This window comes from Janthinobacterium sp. PAMC25594, assembly GCF_019443505.1.
Classification (GTDB): Bacteria; Pseudomonadota; Gammaproteobacteria; order Burkholderiales; family Burkholderiaceae_D; genus Janthinobacterium.
In genome coordinates, this window is sequence record NZ_CP080377.1 from 4,054,523 (window position 1) to 4,071,694 (window position 17,172).

At 57.6% G+C, this 17,172-nt stretch carries 10 protein-coding genes, 2 tRNA genes and 3 rRNA genes; 12 read left to right on the forward strand and 3 right to left on the reverse strand.

Going from position 1 to position 17,172, the window contains the following annotated elements:
* Window position 1: 1 nt before the first annotated feature.
* Both KY494_RS18255 and KY494_RS18260 read right to left on the reverse strand, forming a co-directional pair.
* Window positions 2–1,150, reverse strand: a complete 1,149-nt coding sequence (locus tag KY494_RS18255) for a nuclear transport factor 2 family protein (protein WP_219887770.1) — start codon at window positions 1,148–1,150, stop codon at window positions 2–4.
* Window positions 1,151–1,277: 127 nt separating this feature from the next.
* Window positions 1,278–2,336: a helix-turn-helix transcriptional regulator gene (locus KY494_RS18260; protein WP_219887771.1), complete on the reverse strand. Its 1,059-nt coding sequence runs from the start codon at window positions 2,334–2,336 to the stop codon at window positions 1,278–1,280.
* A 186-nt stretch (window positions 2,337–2,522) separates the two neighbouring features.
* Here KY494_RS18260 and KY494_RS18265 point away from each other — a divergent pair, with 186 nt between their 5' ends.
* The 7 genes from KY494_RS18265 (at window position 2,523) to KY494_RS18295 (ending at window position 9,974) form a co-directional block, all read left to right on the forward strand.
* Window positions 2,523–3,404, forward strand: coding sequence for an N-acetylmuramic acid 6-phosphate etherase (locus KY494_RS18265; protein ID WP_219887772.1), 882 nt, complete (start codon window positions 2,523–2,525; stop codon window positions 3,402–3,404).
* 45 nt (window positions 3,405–3,449) lie between these two features.
* Window positions 3,450–4,748 carry an MFS transporter gene (locus tag KY494_RS18270; protein ID WP_219887773.1) on the forward strand — a complete coding sequence of 433 codons (1,299 nt, stop codon included), beginning with the start codon at window positions 3,450–3,452 and terminating at the stop codon, window positions 4,746–4,748.
* A gap of 91 nt (window positions 4,749–4,839) precedes the next feature.
* Entirely contained in the window at window positions 4,840–6,501 is a 1,662-nt protein-coding gene (locus tag KY494_RS18275; protein ID WP_219887774.1) for a glycoside hydrolase family 10 protein, read from the forward strand.
* Window positions 6,502–6,595: 94 nt separating this feature from the next.
* A complete protein-coding gene (locus KY494_RS18280; RefSeq protein WP_258194307.1) occupies window positions 6,596–7,543 on the forward strand; it encodes an N-acetylglucosamine kinase in 948 nt (315 codons plus the stop codon).
* Window positions 7,544–7,573: 30 nt separating this feature from the next.
* Window positions 7,574–8,374, forward strand: coding sequence for an N-acetylmuramoyl-L-alanine amidase (locus KY494_RS18285; protein WP_219134216.1), 801 nt, complete (start codon window positions 7,574–7,576; stop codon window positions 8,372–8,374).
* 83 nt (window positions 8,375–8,457) lie between these two features.
* Window positions 8,458–9,360, forward strand: coding sequence for a LysR family transcriptional regulator (locus KY494_RS18290; RefSeq protein ID WP_219887776.1), 903 nt, complete (start codon window positions 8,458–8,460; stop codon window positions 9,358–9,360).
* Complete coding sequence (locus tag KY494_RS18295) at window positions 9,360–9,974, forward strand: M15 family metallopeptidase (RefSeq protein WP_116742792.1); 615 nt, start codon at window positions 9,360–9,362, stop codon at window positions 9,972–9,974. The genes KY494_RS18290 and KY494_RS18295 overlap by 1 nt, the downstream gene beginning before the upstream one ends.
* Here KY494_RS18295 and KY494_RS18300 read toward each other — a convergent pair whose 3' ends face one another.
* Window positions 9,975–11,354 carry a sodium-dependent transporter gene (locus KY494_RS18300; RefSeq protein WP_219887777.1) on the reverse strand — a complete coding sequence of 460 codons (1,380 nt, stop codon included), beginning with the start codon at window positions 11,352–11,354 and terminating at the stop codon, window positions 9,975–9,977.
* Window positions 11,355–11,837: 483 nt separating this feature from the next.
* On the opposite strand from KY494_RS18300, the gene KY494_RS18305 reads away from it, so the two are divergent.
* From KY494_RS18305 to rrf, 5 genes are all read left to right on the forward strand, one after another.
* Window positions 11,838–13,368: ribosomal RNA gene (locus KY494_RS18305) — 16S ribosomal RNA — on the forward strand.
* Between the two features lie 79 nt (window positions 13,369–13,447).
* Window positions 13,448–13,524 (forward strand) — tRNA-Ile (locus KY494_RS18310).
* Window positions 13,525–13,549: 25 nt separating this feature from the next.
* Window positions 13,550–13,625, forward strand: a tRNA-Ala gene (locus KY494_RS18315).
* A gap of 240 nt (window positions 13,626–13,865) precedes the next feature.
* Window positions 13,866–16,755: ribosomal RNA gene (locus KY494_RS18320) — 23S ribosomal RNA — on the forward strand.
* 137 nt (window positions 16,756–16,892) lie between these two features.
* Window positions 16,893–17,005 (forward strand): 5S ribosomal RNA (gene rrf, locus KY494_RS18325).
* Together the 16S, 23S and 5S rRNA genes with 2 tRNA genes alongside form the textbook arrangement of a ribosomal RNA operon.
* Window positions 17,006–17,172 lie beyond the last annotated feature (167 nt).

The following is a 17,172-nucleotide window of genomic DNA, read 5'->3' on the forward strand; positions in this document are numbered from 1 at the left end:
TCTACTGATCGAGCAGGCGGATCATGGATTCGGCCACGCCGACGGACGACTCCCAGCTCATGCCGGTCACCAGCCGGCCATCGACCTCGACGTGACTCTTGCCGTTGGCGCCGTGCCTGAAGATGCCGCCATGGCGCTTGATGCTGGCTTCCGCCGAAAAGGGATAGGCCTTGTATACCGGCGATTCCTTGTTGAGATACGCATCGGGGAACGAGGTGAGCACCTTGCCCTGGATCAGGAAAGTCCCGTCACTGAGCTTCAGATTCTTGATGCCCTCGGTGCCATGGCAGATGGCCGCGATCACCCCGCCCTGTTGTTCGTAGATGCGCACAGCGATGTCCTGCAGCGGCTGGTTGTCCGGGATGCCGACGATGGCCGCGCCGCCGCCGACGAACGCCATGCCCGCATACTCGTCTGCCCTGACCTCGGCGACGGGCCTGGTATGGGCCAGTGCCCACATGAAATCACTGTCGTACAGATGCTTCTTGAGCAACTCGTCCGATGTGACGATCATTTCCAAAGGAATGGCGCCCCCCTCGGGACTGACGAAATCGACCGCGTACCCTGCTTTGCGAAAGGCATCATAGGTATAGGCCAGCTCGGGAAAATTATTGCCTGCGTTAATTTTCGTGCCCGGATATTGATGCACATTCGACACCACCAGCAGCACCTTGCGTGCGCGGTGCGGGGCTGCCGGCTCGCGATCGGCCGACTTGCTGATGATCTTCCAGTGGCCGGCGATCTTTTTCAACAGAAATACATCCACATAGCGCACCCCGTGCTGGGGAATGTGGATCTCGGCCTTGGCGGTGGCCACCTTGCCGCTCGCCTCCACCTTGATCAGTCGCCCGTGGCGCCCATTGAATTGCCCTATTTTTTCTTGGGAAAAGAGTTTGGCGTATTCCGGACCACTGAGCTCCCATTCCGCATCGTTTTTGCCGTCCAGGTAAAGACGGGCGTTTGCATGGAAGGCCTGGTTGATCTCATCCGGTACGTTGAAGCTGGTGCCATGCAGATACAAGCGTACGGTCTCCCGGATGGCATTTTCGTCCTGGTCGGCGGTTGCGGCGATGCCGGCGGCGGCGCTGCTGAGCAAGCAACAGGCGAGTATCGTTCGCAATAAAAACTGAATCATGGATTTACCCTGCATGTAGAACTGCGTTTATCGGAGCAACGACTATTTCAGGTCGTTGATGGTCGATAATTTATCGAAATGCAGGGAAATTAATGTCGCCAAACATGATTTCAGACTCCGGAATGGCGATTCCGGAGCGGTTTTACGCGGAAATGGTCCTGGCCGCCTGGCTGGGTTGAGCCCGGAAGCTGGCGGGCGTCTGCCCAGCAACTTTCTTGAAGGTCGAGTAGAAGGTGGAACTGGAATTGAAGCCGCAGCGCTCGGCAACGGTATCCATGTTCAGTTGCGGTTCGTCTATCAATACCTGTTGCGCTTCGGCGATACGGTATGCGTTGACGTAGGTGTTGAAACCCTTGCTCAGCTTGTCATTCAGCACCTGCGACACCTGCGCCTGCGTACATCCCGCCCGTTTGGCCAGTTGGGCCAGGGTCAGATTCGGATTCAGATAGGATTTCTGCCCGCTCATCTGTTGTTCCAGCGCAGCGAGCACGGCCAGCGCATCGTCGTGCGTCAGGCGGCTGTTCTGGTACTTCTGCTTCGGGTCGCCAGGCGTCGAGGTTTCCTTTCTCAGCAGAAAGACCATAACCGCGACATGCAGCGAGAAGGTGAACGACAAGGCACCGACAATATACGACGTGAACGGCGTGCTCGCGTATGCCGCCAGCATGATAGCGCTGCCTGCAAAGACGCTCAGCACTAGCACGCTGCTGGTCGCCATCCGCTGTCCGTCATTCAGCCATGCATGGCGGCTTTGCCAGAGCAACTTGGCAGTTGCCAGCAGGTAGCCTAGCCAGAACACATGAATGGCATGACTCGACAGGTCCCACACACGACGATACGCGGAATACGGAAAGGCAACGCCTATGACTATCAGCAGGAAGGACAGGCCGAGATGCCAGCGCCATTGCTGCCCGGCAGGCAGTTGCGTGAGCCCGGCGATGAAAGAGCGCACATAGAGATAGGTCAAGGGACCGATCAGCAGGCAGGCCGACAGGCCCAGCTGGCGAAATTCGATGGCGATCGCCGGGTTGAAGTAGAGGAAGGCGGATTTGGCGGTGCGCACCCCGACGGCAAGCAGCAATGCACCGAGCATGCAGTCGGCGAGGCAGCGAGGCCGACGGCTGAAAAAATAGACGGCCAGGAAAATGCCGTTGATGGCGCCAAGGGCGCTAAACAGGAACAGCAATTGGCGAGCGATCATGGGCGTGTCATGGATTAGGACGTCGAATCGAAGTATAGACACAAACGGGAGCGTATCGAAGTACAAGTAGTACGCCACCTTCCTGCACCAGCCATAAACTCCCGTTATGCCCGCCCACCAAGCTTTCATGGCTGATCTTGCCCGTTGGTATTAAACTGGTTTCACGTTCAACTATGTTCTGAAATCATGTTGAAAACTGAAACCCCGAGCCGGCGGCATCCGGATCTGGACCTGTATCCTGTGGAGCAACTGGTGGCGGCGCTGGTCGATGACCAGTTCTGGGCTGTCGAAGCCGTGCGGCTGGCCTCGCCGCAGATAGCGGCCGCCATCACGGCCGCCCTGCCCCGCATCGCCGCTGGCGGACGCCTGCTGTACGTGGGCGCGGGCACGTCGGGCCGGCTTGGCGTGCTCGACAGCGTTGAATTGACTCCCACGTTTTCCTGGCCACCCGAGCGGGCCGTCGCCATCCTGGCTGGCGGCGCGGGCGCCATGTTTGCGGCCGTCGAAGGGGCGGAAGATGATGTACAACAAGGCGAGCGGGATGTGCTGGCCTTGCAGCCGCAGGTCAACGATGTGGTGATCCTGCTGGCCGCCTCCGGCGCCACACCGTACGTGCTGGGTGCGCTGCTGGCCGCGCGCCAGGCGGGCGCCTTGACGATCGGCATCGCCAACAATGTGGACGCTCCCGTGGCGCATGAGGCGCAATGCGGCATCGTGCTCGACACGGGTATGGAAGTCATTTCCGGCAGCACGCGTCTGAAAGCGGGCACGGCGCAAAAAATCACCCTGAACACGATTTCCAGCGCCTTGATGGTGGGTTTGCATAAAACTTACGGAAACTTGATGGTAGACTTGAAGCCGACCAACGCCAAGCTGATCTGGCGGGCGGTGCGTCTGACCATGCATGCCACGGGCGCCAGCGAGGCGCAGGCCAGGGCCGTGCTGGAGCAATGCCACTATCACGTCAAGGTGGCGATAGTTGCCTTGATCAAAAAAATCAACACAAACCAGGCACAGGCATTGTTGGCCGGCGCGGACGGCAGTGTGCGGGTGGCACTGGCGGCCTGAGCCGATGGCGCGGCATTCTTCTGTCTGGGAGACAAAGAAGGATGTATGGAGCTAGTGAAACAAACCGCCGCGGCGCGCGCGAACAAGCCGTGGCTGTGGATCCCATCCCTGTATTTCGGCCAGGGCATTCCCTATGTAGTGGTCATGACCTTGTCCGTGATCATGTACAAGAACTATGGTTTCAGCAATACGGATATCGCGCTGTATACCAGCTGGCTGTACTTGCCTTGGGTCATCAAGCCCCTGTGGTCGCCCTTTATCGATATGTACCGCACCAAGCGTTTCTGGATCGTCGGCTTGCAGCTGGTGATCGGCGCCGCGCTGGCGCTGGTGGCCCTGACGACGTCCTTGCCCCACTTTTTCCAGATCAGCCTGGCCATCTTCTGGCTGATGGCCTTCAGTTCCGCCACGCATGACATCGCCGCCGACGGCTTTTATATGCTGGGCCTGGAAGAGCACCAGCAGGCGGCCTTTGTCGGCGTGCGCAGCACGTTTTATCGCCTGGCCATGATCGCGGGCCAGGGTGGCCTGGTGTTTCTGGCCGGCTATCTCACGCATGCGACGGGCAATGTGCAGCTGGCCTGGTCCGTCGTGTTCGCGATTCTGGCGGGCCTGTTCATCGCCCTGTTCCTGTACCACTATTTTGTCTTGCCGAAACCGAAAGATGACCGCCCCAGCATCCAGGACGCCGGTGTTTCCCCGTTGCAAGAGTTCGTCGCCACCTTTGCCGCCTTCTTCAAGAAGAAGGATATTGTCGTCATCCTCGGCTTCTTGCTGCTGTTCCGCCTCGGCGAAGCGCAACTGCTCAAATTGGCCGCGCCCTTCCTGCTCGACCCCGTCACCAAGGGCGGCCTGGGCCTGAGCACGGAACAGGTGGGCCTCGTCTACGGCACCATCGGCGTGATTGCCCTGACCCTCGGTGGCTTGCTGGGCGGATTCATCATTTCCCGCTTCGGCTTGAAACGCTGTCTGTGGATCATGGTGCTGTCCGTGCACCTGCCCGACCTGGTCTTCGTCTACCTGGCCAGCGCCTTGCCCAGCAGCATCTATGTGATCGCGGGGGGCATCGCCCTGGAGCAATTTGGCTATGGCTTCGGTTTCGCCTCGTACATGTTGTACATGATCATGGTGTCCGATGGCGCGCATAAAACGGCCCATTACGCCATTTGCACGGGTTTCATGGCCCTGGGCATGATGCTGCCGGGCATGGCCAGCGGCTGGATACAGCAAATGCTCGGCTACCAGCATTTCTTCATCTGGGTCTGCATCGCCACCATTCCTGCTTTCATCATGGCCGCGCTGGTCAAGATCGATCCGGAATTCGGCAAGAAGGCCGAGGCTTGATTCTTTTGAACTGTGCGCCCGCAAGGATGGCGGGCGCACAGTAAAATGCCCGCACCGATACACCTGCGCTTCACCACTGCAAGGAATTGTTTTGTTGTCTACTTTGAAAAAACGCCTGGGCGCCACGGCTGGCGTGCTGGCCGCGCTGGCCACCGCCACATTGCTCAGCAGCTGTACCAGCACCAAACTGCCCTCCGCAGTGACGCCAGGCGAAGCGGGTTTGCCGGCCGTGCCGCCCGTGCAGCACATCACGGGCGAAGTGCCGCCGCCGGCGCCGCGCGAGTTCCGCGCCGCCTGGGTCTCGACGGTCGCGAATATCGACTGGCCCAGCCGCAGCAACTTGCCGGTCGCCAAGCAGCAAGCCGAGGCCATCGCCATCCTCGACCGTGCCAAGTCCTTGAATCTGAACGCGATTGTGCTGCAGGTGCGGCCCAGCGCTGATACGATTTACCCGTCGCAACTGGAACCGTGGTCGGAATACCTGACTGGCAAGCAAGGCCAGCCGCCGTTGCCCATGTATGACCCGCTGGCTTTCTGGGTGGCGCAGGCGCATGCGCGCGGCCTGGAATTGCACGCTTGGTTCAACCCCTACCGTGCCCGTCACGCGACGGCCAAGTCGCCGCTGGCGCGCGACAGTTTCGCGTCCACCAACCCGGCATCCGTCAAGCAATATGGCCGCTACCTGTGGATGGACCCGGGCGACGCCGCCGCCTCGAAGCACACGACGGACGTGGTGCTGGACGTGGTGCGCCGCTACGATATCGATGGCGTGCACATCGACGATTACTTTTATCCGTATCCGATCGATGCGCCTGGCGCCGGCGCCGGTGCGGAAACAGCCGCGCTGGACGCGGGCAATGGCGGCGCCAAGCGCGAACTGCCGTTTCCCGATGAGCCTTCCTGGCAGCAATATCTGCTGGCCGGTGGCCAGCTGGACCGCCCTTCCTGGCGCCGCCAGAACGTCAACCAGCTGATCGAAGCCTTATATACCGGTATCCACCGCGAAAAGAGCTGGGTGCGCTTCGGCATCAGCCCGTTCGGCATCGGCCGTCCCGACCGCCGCCCTGCCGGCATCGTCGGTTTCAGCCAGTACGATAAATTGTATGCGGATGCGGAACTGTGGCTGGCCAAGGGCTGGCTCGATTACCTGTCGCCGCAGCTGTACTGGCCCGTGGCGCAGGCGCCACAGGCGTTTGGCGTGCTGCTCGACTACTGGCTGGCGCAAAATCCGTATGGCCGCCACGTGTGGCCGGGTTTATATACGAGCCGCATCGACAATTCCGCCAAGTCCTTCACGCCGCAAGAGATCATCAAGCAGATCGAAGTGACGCGCACGCGCCCCGGCGCGAATGGGCAAGTGCATTTCAGCATGGCGCCGCTGATGCAGAACCGCAAGGGTGTCAGCGAGCAACTCAAGGCCATGGTGTACCAGAGCCCGGCCTTGATTCCCGCCACGCCGTGGCTGGGCAAGGACGCGCCGGGCACGCCCGTGCTGGCCTTGCGCCGCGATTCCACCAGCCTGAACATCAAGTTGACGTCGGGTGGCGGCAAACCCGTGGCGCAATATGCCGTCTGGGCCCGCTACGGCGAAGACTGGCGCTTTAGCGTGGTCACGGGCGTGCAGGGTGAGCTGACCCTGGTCGATGATGCCATTGGTAAAGTCAACGCGGTGGTGGTCAGCGCCGTGGACCGTCTCGGCAATGAAAGCCCCCGCGTCACCGTGCGCACACCGTTTACGGCCGCCGCCAAGTAATTGTTGACCGTTCAACGGTAGTCCATAACCTGCAGGCATGAAACATGCGCAAGCTTTCATGCCTGCAAGCCCAGCTTGGCTTTACACTCTTGCCATGATTTCCTTCCCTACAGCCAATAATGCGGTGCCCGTGCTGGGCCTGGGCATCGACGCGGGCGGCACGCAGACGCGCTGGGCCCTGGCCACCGTTGACGGCGTCATCGTGGCCGACGGGGCAGTGGAAGGCTTGTCTGCCTTGCAAATGAGCAGCGATGCGGGCCGCGCAGCCGTGCACGCCACGTTTACCGGGCTGTGCCAGGCCGTACTGGCCGTCGGCCAGCCGCGTGCCGTGGTGGCGGGCTTGACGGGTTTTGGCGGCGACGATGTTGTGCTGGCGAAAATGTTGTCCGCCTTGCTGGCGCTGGACGCCGGCAACGTCAGCATCGGCAACGATATCGACATCGCGTATCGCGACAGTTTTGAACCAGGTCAGGGTTATCTGGTCTACGCTGGCACGGGCTCGATTGCCGCCTGGATCGATGCGGAGGGCGTGTTTCATCGGGCAGGCGGGCGTGGCGTGCTGCTCGACGATGGCGGCGGCGGTTACTGGATCGCCCGTGAAGCCTTGCGCCACATCTGGCGCCGCGAAGACGAGGCGCCCGGCAGCTGGCAAAGCTCGCCCATGGCCGAGGCCGTGTTTGCGCAACTGGGAGGCAGCGACTGGTCGCTGTCGCGCGCCTTCATGTATGGCCAGGACCGGGGCGCCATCGGCCGGCTGGCGCTGGCCGTGGCCGCCAGTGCGGACACCGATCCGCTGGCGCTGGACATCTTGCAGCGCGCGGGCCAGGAGCTGGCGCGTTTGGCGCTGGCCCTGACGGCGCGCTACGGCCCCCGTCCCGTGGTGCTGGCGGGCCGCGCGGCGCAGTTGCACCCGGCCATCGCCGCTGCCATGCGCACCGCTTTGCCTGTATCGTTGCAGATGGAGCAAAAAGTTGCCCGCTCGCATGAGGCCGCGGCCAAGCTGGCAGCCAGGACGGCCAGCTTGTATGCCGGCAAAGACTGACTATTTTATTAACCCGAACATGGATCTTTCATGAAAAAAATCGCCCTCGCCCTGCTGGTGGCCCTGCTTTCCGCCTGTACCACGCCCGCGCCGCACCTCGACCATAGCTTGACGGCGCGCAGCCAGAGCCCGCGCGTCAAATTCATCGTCATCCATTACACGGTCAGCGACCTGCCCCGCTCGATCAAGATCCTGACGGAACAAGTGGTCAGCAGCCATTATTTGCTGACGGATACGGACAAGCCGAAGTTTTACGTGCTGGTCGACGAATCGCGCCAGGCCAATCACGCGGGTGTGAGTAACTGGAAGACTTATACACAGCTGAATGTCAGCTCGATCGGCATCGAGATCGTCAATCCTGGCTACAAGGACACGCCGGAAGGTCGCCTCTGGTATCCGTTTCCGCAGGCACAGATCGATGAGCTGATTCCGCTGCTGAAAGATATCCAGGCCCGCTATAACATCGCGCCGGAAAATATCCTGGGTCACAACGAAATCGCCCCGCAGCGCAAGCAGGATCCGGGGCCGCTGTTTCCATGGCGCCAGCTGGCCGATGCGGGCCTGATCGTCTGGCCCGATGCCAACCGCGTGGCCGCGCAACGAGCCATTTTTGAGCAGCAAGTGCCGGATGCCGTCTGGTTCCAGAAAAAGCTGGCCCAGCATGGTTACGCGACGCCGAATACGGGCGTCTTCGACGAAGCGACGCGCAATGTGCTGATCGCCTTCCAGATGAAGTACCGCAATACGCGCTTTGACGGCATGCCCGATGGCGAGACGGCAGCCCTGCTGGAAGTGCTGACGACGCCGGCCGCAGCTGTTGTAGCAAAGTAGCACGGCCGTTCCAGCCCATGACTTTTTCTTATATGCTGAACGTTGACGGCCCAGACGGCCACGGCAAGGTAAAGGAATAGCTCATGCGGCTGCGTCATATCGAAGTGTTTCACGCCATCATGCAAGTTGGCACCATCAGCGGTGCGGCCCAGGTGCTGCATATCTCGCAACCGGCCGTGACCAAGGTCTTGCAGCATTGCGAGTTGCAACTGGGCATGCCGCTGTTCGAGCGCGTGCGGGGCAAGCTGTACCCGAAGCCGGAGGCGCACCGTTTGTTTGTCGAAACGGAAAAGCTCAACCGCGATTTATTGGGCATCCGCCGCCTGGCGGCCAGCCTGAAGGGCCATGCGGTGGAAACCATCCGCCTGGTGTCCACGCCGACGCTCGCCATCAGCGTCTTGCCGTTTGCCATGACGGAGTGGCGGCGCGACTTTCCCCATACGCGTTGCCAGCTGGCTACCCACCACACGGGCGAGATCGTCAATACCCTGCGCCTCGGGGAAGCGGACCTGGCCGTGTCGCTGCAAGACCCGCGCCATCCGGGCATCGTGGCCGAACCCATTGCGCACGGTGTCATGACGGTGATCGCGCCAGCCGGCACCTGGCATGCGGCCGAGTGCGGCACACCGTTGACGGCGCAGGGCCTCAATGGCGAGCTGATCGGCCATGCGGACAACGATCCGCTGGGCGAACTGGTGGTGGCCGCCTGCGAGGCACAGGACATCCACCCCGTGTTTTCTACCGTGGTGCAGACGTATCAAATTGCCCGTTCCCTGGTGGAAGCGGGCGCCGGCATGGCCGTGGTCGACCCGTTTACGGCCGCGTCCGGCTTGCCCGAGCGGCTGCAGCGCCGTCCCTGGGCACCCACGATACCGATCCAACTGTATTTATTGACGGCGAGCCACTCGCCGCTGTCGCATGGCGCGCGGCGCCTGGCCGACAGCATCGGCGTGGCGGCGCGCAACTGCCTGGAAAGAGGAGTCTGATGTCTGTTGCAAGTTTGCAATTGGAAGCGGTGGGCAGCGATCCGCAATTTCGCCACCTGAGCAGCATCGCCGGCATTGCCGTCGACTTGCGCTACGCCACGCCCGACAATTTCGTCGGCCGCGACTTATACAGCCCCATCGATTGTGCCTGGCTGCACCGCGATGCGGCCGCCGCGCTGGAACAGGCAGTGGCTTGGCTGGCTGCGCATCGCCCCGATCATCATCTCTTGGTGCTCGATGCGCTGCGCCCGCAGCGGGTGCAGCAGCAACTGTGGGATGCGCTGCAGGGAACCGAGTTGCTGGGCTACATCGCCGAGCCGTCGCGCGGCTCGATCCACTCGTTCGGCATGGCGCTCGACATCACCATCGTCGGGCCGGACGGGCAGGAACTGGACATGGGCACGGGCTTTGACGACTTGAGTGAGCGCTCGCATCCGGCGCTGGAGCTGGCTTTGCTGGAAAGCGGGGAGATTACGCAGGAGCAGGTGGCGCACCGCCGCTTGTTGCGCGACGCCATGTTCCAGGCGGGCTTCTTCGGCATCAACAGCGAATGGTGGCATTTCGATTGCGGCGACCGGGTGCTGGTGCGCCAGACCTACACCCGGGTACTCTGATTAGAAGACCTTTAATCCCTTCAGCATCACGATCAGGATCAATACAGGCGAGACAAAGCGCAGCAGGAACAGCAGTACATGCGCCAGGGTTTGATTCTGCAACTGGCCGTGATTGCTGATCGCTTCGATGAAATTGTGCTTGCCCCAGGCCCAGCCTGTAAACAAGGCAATCGCGATGCCGCCCACGGGCAGGAAGATATTCGACGAGACGAAGTCGAACAGATCAAACATATTCAAATTAAACAGCTTGAAGTTCGCCAGGGTGCTGTTGCTCAGGGCGCAGACGGAACCGAGCACGGCCAGCAGCAGCATGGTCACCACGGTGGCCTTGGTGCGCGTCCAGCCGAAGCGTTCATGGAAAATCACCACGGGCACTTCCATCAGCGACAGCATCGCCCCCGTGGCGGCCACGGCTGCCAGGATGAAGAACACCACCATCAGCGCTTGCCCCATGGGAATTTGCGAAAACACGGCCGGAATCGTGATGAACACCAGCGACGGTCCCGCGCTGGGGGCGAAGCCAAACGTGAACACGGCGGGGAAGATGGCGATGCCGGCCAGCATGGAGACACCCAGGTCGGCCGCCATCACGCGCAAGGTGGTGACAGGGATATTCTGGTCATCGCGGAAATAGCTGCCGTAGGTCATCATCGTCCCCATGCCGACGGACAATTTAAAGAAGGCCAGGCCCATGGCCGTCAGCACGACGGAAGCCGTCAGCTTGGAAAAATCAGGACGGAACAAAAAGGCCAGGCCTTCGCCCGCTTTATCGAGCGACAGGCTGACCGCACAGAGCAGCAGCAGTAACAGGAACAGCAGTGGCATGAGTTTCTTGGCGATCGCCTCGATGCCCTTGGTCACGCCCAGCATCAGGATGCCACCGATAAACAGCAGCACGCCCCATTGCCACAACAGCGATTGGAAAGGATTGCTGATCAGTGAGGCGAAGGCCGCTTCCGTCACCAGCTTGTCGCTGCTGAGGATGGAGCCATCGATGGCCTTGGCGATATACGCAAACACCCAGCCCACCACTTCCGAATAGAACGCGACGATCAGGAAGGCGGCGACCATGCCGATCACGCCGACCAGCCACCAGGGCTTGCCCTTCGGTGCCAGCTGTTCCATGGTGGAGATGGGATTGACCTTGGCGCGGCGGCCCAGGGTGATTTCCGCGATCATCACGGGCAATCCCACTAATAAGGTGGCGAGCAGATAGATGAGCAGGAAGCCGGCGCCGCCATTGGCGCCCGTCAGGTAGGGGAACTTCCAGATGTTGCCGAGACCGACTGCGGAACCGAGGGTGGCGGCGAGCACGCCGAAGCCAGTGGTAAAGCCAGCTCGTTTCAGGGTCAGGCCTGATCCTTGAGCTTGTTGTTTCATGGTGAATCTTCTATGGTGGGACGCGAATTTGCGCTGAGGGGGCGAAATTGTAGCAGTTGGCCGCAAATACCCCGGAAAAGCCTTGCTACTGGCGGGGCGCTTTGCTATAGTTCGCCTCCCCAATGAGACGCAGTCAAATGCGGCACTTGAGGATCACCGGAAACGGCGATGAGTAGTAAAAGAAGGAGTTGACGGATGTAGTGAAATGCTTCATACTCTCTCTTCTTCGCAGCTGACAAACACAACGCTTTGTCGATAGCGCGAAAGCAGTACCGAATACCGTTCTTTAACAATTAACAGTCGATAAGTGTGGGCATTTGATGTAAGTGCAGCGTCAATCTTCGGATTGGCGTCTAACTTAAAGTATCAAATGTTCACAAGAAATAATGAAATAGGATACTTCTTCGGAAGTAGCCTGTCAGTTTTTTGAGTGAGCGACCCGTCGCAAGACGGTGCCAATAAAATGGCAAAGTAACAGAGATTAAACTGAAGAGTTTGATCCTGGCTCAGATTGAACGCTGGCGGCATGCCTTACACATGCAAGTCGAACGGCAGCACGGAGCTTGCTCTGGTGGCGAGTGGCGAACGGGTGAGTAATATATCGGAACGTACCCTAGAGTGGGGGATAACGTAGCGAAAGTTACGCTAATACCGCATACGATCTAAGGATGAAAGTGGGGGATCGCAAGACCTCATGCTCGTGGAGCGGCCGATATCTGATTAGCTAGTTGGTAGGGTAAAAGCCTACCAAGGCATCGATCAGTAGCTGGTCTGAGAGGACGACCAGCCACACTGGAACTGAGACACGGTCCAGACTCCTACGGGAGGCAGCAGTGGGGAATTTTGGACAATGGGCGAAAGCCTGATCCAGCAATGCCGCGTGAGTGAAGAAGGCCTTCGGGTTGTAAAGCTCTTTTGTCAGGGAAGAAACGGTGAAAGCTAATATCTTTTGCTAATGACGGTACCTGAAGAATAAGCACCGGCTAACTACGTGCCAGCAGCCGCGGTAATACGTAGGGTGCAAGCGTTAATCGGAATTACTGGGCGTAAAGCGTGCGCAGGCGGTTTTGTAAGTCTGATGTGAAATCCCCGGGCTCAACCTGGGAATTGCATTGGAGACTGCAAGGCTAGAATCTGGCAGAGGGGGGTAGAATTCCACGTGTAGCAGTGAAATGCGTAGATATGTGGAGGAACACCGATGGCGAAGGCAGCCCCCTGGGTCAAGATTGACGCTCATGCACGAAAGCGTGGGGAGCAAACAGGATTAGATACCCTGGTAGTCCACGCCCTAAACGATGTCTACTAGTTGTCGGGTCTTAATTGACTTGGTAACGCAGCTAACGCGTGAAGTAGACCGCCTGGGGAGTACGGTCGCAAGATTAAAACTCAAAGGAATTGACGGGGACCCGCACAAGCGGTGGATGATGTGGATTAATTCGATGCAACGCGAAAAACCTTACCTACCCTTGACATGGCTGGAATCCTTGAGAGATCAGGGAGTGCTCGAAAGAGAACCAGTACACAGGTGCTGCATGGCTGTCGTCAGCTCGTGTCGTGAGATGTTGGGTTAAGTCCCGCAACGAGCGCAACCCTTGTCATTAGTTGCTACGAAAGGGCACTCTAATGAGACTGCCGGTGACAAACCGGAGGAAGGTGGGGATGACGTCAAGTCCTCATGGCCCTTATGGGTAGGGCTTCACACGTCATACAATGGTACATACAGAGCGCCGCCAACCCGCGAGGGGGAGCTAATCGCAGAAAGTGTATCGTAGTCCGGATTGTAGTCTGCAACTCGACTGCATGAAGTTGGAATCGCTAGTAATCGCGGATCAGCATGTCGCGGTGAATACGTTCCCGGGTCTTGTACACACCGCCCGTCACACCATGGGAGCGGGTTTTACCAGAAGTAGGTAGCTTAACCGTAAGGAGGGCGCTTACCACGGTAGGATTCGTGACTGGGGTGAAGTCGTAACAAGGTAGCCGTATCGGAAGGTGCGGCTGGATCACCTCCTTTCTAGAGTTTGCACGAATCAGTAATGATTCACGCATCAAATGTTCACACTTATCGGCTGTTAATATAAAGAACAGCATTTGGGGCTGTAGCTCAGCTGGTTAGAGCACCGTGTTGATAACGCGGGGGTCGTTGGTTCGAGTCCAACCAGCCCTACCAGTTTCTGTAGTCTGGAAATACCCTAGGGGGATTAGCTCAGCTGGGAGAGCACCTGCTTTGCAAGCAGGGGGTCGTCGGTTCGATCCCGTCATCCTCCACCAAAAGTTCAAACGTAAATCAGCGCACATGGCGCCGGGATTTAGGTTTGGTCTTTTCGAGATCAAGTGCTGTATGTTCTTTAACAATCTGGAAGAAGTAAAGATTATTTATTGATCGGTTTGCCGTAAAAAGCAAATCGATGGGTAATGATTGTATGTATCAACAAACAAGCAACAACGTTGTACTTTCTTATCCCTGTAGCGCTCTTTCATCATGTAAATGTTGAGAGGCTAACGTTATAGGGACAAGCGAATAAGTGCACATGGTGGATGCCTTGGCGATTACAGGCGATGAAGGACGTAGTAGCTTGCGATAAGCTGCGGGGAGTGAGCAAACACACTTTGATCCGCAGATTTCCGAATGGGGCAACCCACCCTTTTAGGGTATTGCATACTGAATACATAGGTATGCAAGGCGAACGCGGCGAACTGAAACATCTAAGTAGCTGCAGGAAAAGAAATCAACCGAGATTCCCAAAGTAGCGGCGAGCGAAATGGGAAGAGCCTGTACGTGATAGTCGGACCGATAACAGAATCCCCTGGAAATGGGAGCCATAGTGGGTGATAGCCCCGTATGTGAAATTGGACCGGTGATACTAAGCGTACGACAAGTAGGGCGGGACACGTGACATCCTGTCTGAATATGGGGGGACCATCCTCCAAGGCTAAATACTCGTAATCGACCGATAGTGAACCAGTACCGTGAGGGAAAGGCGAAAAGAACCCCGGAAGGGGAGTGAAATAGATCCTGAAACCGTGTGCATACAAACAGTAGGAGCGGACTTGTTCCGTGACTGCGTACCTTTTGTATAATGGGTCAGCGACTTACATTCAGTGGCAAGGTTAACCGCATAGGGAAGCCGTAGAGAAATCGAGTCCGAATAGGGCGATCAGTCGCTGGGTGTAGACCCGAAACCAAGTGATCTACTCATGGCCAGGATGAAGGTGCGGTAACACGCCCTGGAGGTCCGAACCCACTAATGTTGAAAAATTAGGGGATGAGCTGTGGGTAGGGGTGAAAGGCTAAACAAACTTGGAAATAGCTGGTTCTCTCCGAAAACTATTTAGGTAGTGCCTCAAGTATCACCATCGGGGGTAGAGCACTGTTATGGCTAGGGGGTCATTGCGACTTACCAAACCATTGCAAACTCCGAATACCGATGAGTGCGAGCTTGGGAGACAGACGTCGGGTGCTAACGTCCGGCGTCAAGAGGGAAACAACCCAGACCGCCAGCTAAGGTCCCAAAGATTGGCTAAGTGGAAAACGAAGTGGGAAGGCTAAAACAGTCAGGATGTTGGCTTAGAAGCAGCCATCATTTAAAGAAAGCGTAATAGCTCACTGATCGAGTCGTCCTGCGCGGAAGATGTAACGGGGCTAAGCCAGTCACCGAAGCTGCGGATATTGTTCTGTGATTTATCACAGATAGATATGGTAGGAGAGCGTTCTGTAAGCCTGCGAAGGTGTCTTGTAAAGGATGCTGGAGGTATCAGAAGTGCGAATGCTGACATGAGTAGCGATAATGGGGGTGAAAAGCCTCCACGCCGTAAGCCCAAGGTTTCCTGTTCAACGTTCATCGGAGCAGGGTGAGTCGGCCCCTAAGGCGAGGCAGAGATGCGTAGCTGATGGGAAGCAGGTTAATATTCCTGCACCGTCGTATGATGCGATGGGGGGACGGATCGCGGAAGGTTGTCCAACTGTTGGAATAGTTGGTTTTTGGCTCATAGAAGGCACTTAGGCAAATCCGGGTGCGGAATTCAAGGGGTTGAGACGAGTGCACTTGTGCATGAAGCAATCGGAAGTGGTTCCAAGAAAAGCCTCTAAGCTTCAGTCATACGAGACCGTACCGCAAACCGACACAGGTGGGCGAGATGAGTATTCTAAGGCGCTTGAGAGAACTCGGGAGAAGGAACTCGGCAAATTGGTACCGTAACTTCGGGAAAAGGTACGCCCCGGTAGCTTGACTGGTTTACTCCAGAAGGGTGAAAGGGTTGCAATAAACTGGTGGCTGCGACTGTTTAATAAAAACACAGCACTCTGCAAACACGAAAGTGGACGTATAGGGTGTGACGCCTGCCCGGTGCTGGAAGATTAAATGATGGGGTGCAAGCTCTTGATTGAAGTCCCAGTAAACGGCGGCCGTAACTATAACGGTCCTAAGGTAGCGAAATTCCTTGTCGGGTAAGTTCCGACCTGCACGAATGGCGTAACGATGGCCACACTGTCTCCTCCCGAGACTCAGCGAAGTTGAAATGTTTGTGATGATGCAATCTACCCGCGGCTAGACGGAAAGACCCCATGAACCTTTACTGTAGCTTTGCATTGGACTTTGAACCAATCTGTGTAGGATAGGTGGGAGGCTTTGAAGCGGGGACGCTAGTTCTCGTGGAGCCAACCTTGAAATACCACCCTGGTTTGTTTGAGGTTCTAACCTTGGTCCGTTATCCGGATCGGGGACAGTGCATGGTAGGCAGTTTGACTGGGGCGGTCTCCTCCTAAAGTGTAACGGAGGAGTTCGAAGGTACGCTAGATACGGTCGGACATCGTGTTGATAGTGCAATGGCATAAGCGTGCTTAACTGCGAGACTGACAAGTCGAGCAGGTACGAAAGTAGGACATAGTGATCCGGTGGTTCTGTATGGAAGGGCCATCGCTCAACGGATAAAAGGTACTCTGGGGATAACAGGCTGATTCCTCCCAAGAGTTCATATCGACGGGGGAGTTTGGCACCTCGATGTCGGCTCATCACATCCTGGGGCTGTAGCCGGTCCCAAGGGTATGGCTGTTCGCCATTTAAAGTGGTACGTGAGCTGGGTTTAAAACGTCGTGAGACAGTTTGGTCCCTATCTGCCGTGGGCGTTGGAAATTTGAAGGGGGCTGCTCCTAGTACGAGAGGACCGGAGTGGACGTATCTCTGGTGTACCGGTTGTCACGCCAGTGGCATTGCCGGGTAGCTAAATACGGAAGAGATAACCGCTGAAAGCATCTAAGCGGGAAACTTGCCTTGAGATGAGATTTCCCAGAGCCTTGAGCTCTTTGAAGGGTCGTTCGAGACCAGGACGTTGATAGGCTGGGTGTGGAAGTGCAGTAATGCATTAAGCTAACCAGTACTAATTGCCCGTACGGCTTGTCCCTATAACCTTAGCAGGTACAGAGGATAAGACGGTACAACGTTGTGCGTTTGTTGATACTACTATTCATTACCCAATCTTTGCTTCTTCCAGATTCAGGCTTTGTCGCTCCACTGAGGACAAATGCCGGTACAAGTTATGCCTGATGACCATAGCAAGTTGGTCCCACCCCTTCCCATCCCGAACAGGACCGTGAAACAACTTTGCGCCGATGATAGTGCTGCAACCAGTGTGAAAGTAGGTTATCGTCAGGCTTGTTATACGCAGTAGAGAAAAACCCGATCCGCAATGGTCGGGTTTTTTTTCGTCTGGCGCTTTATTCTCCAGATATTACTGAAAATGCTGTCGTCAGCCAGTACTAATCTGCGCATTGCTGCTCCTGCAGTCACCAGGCCGGCGCCGAGCTGGTACAGCTGTATGT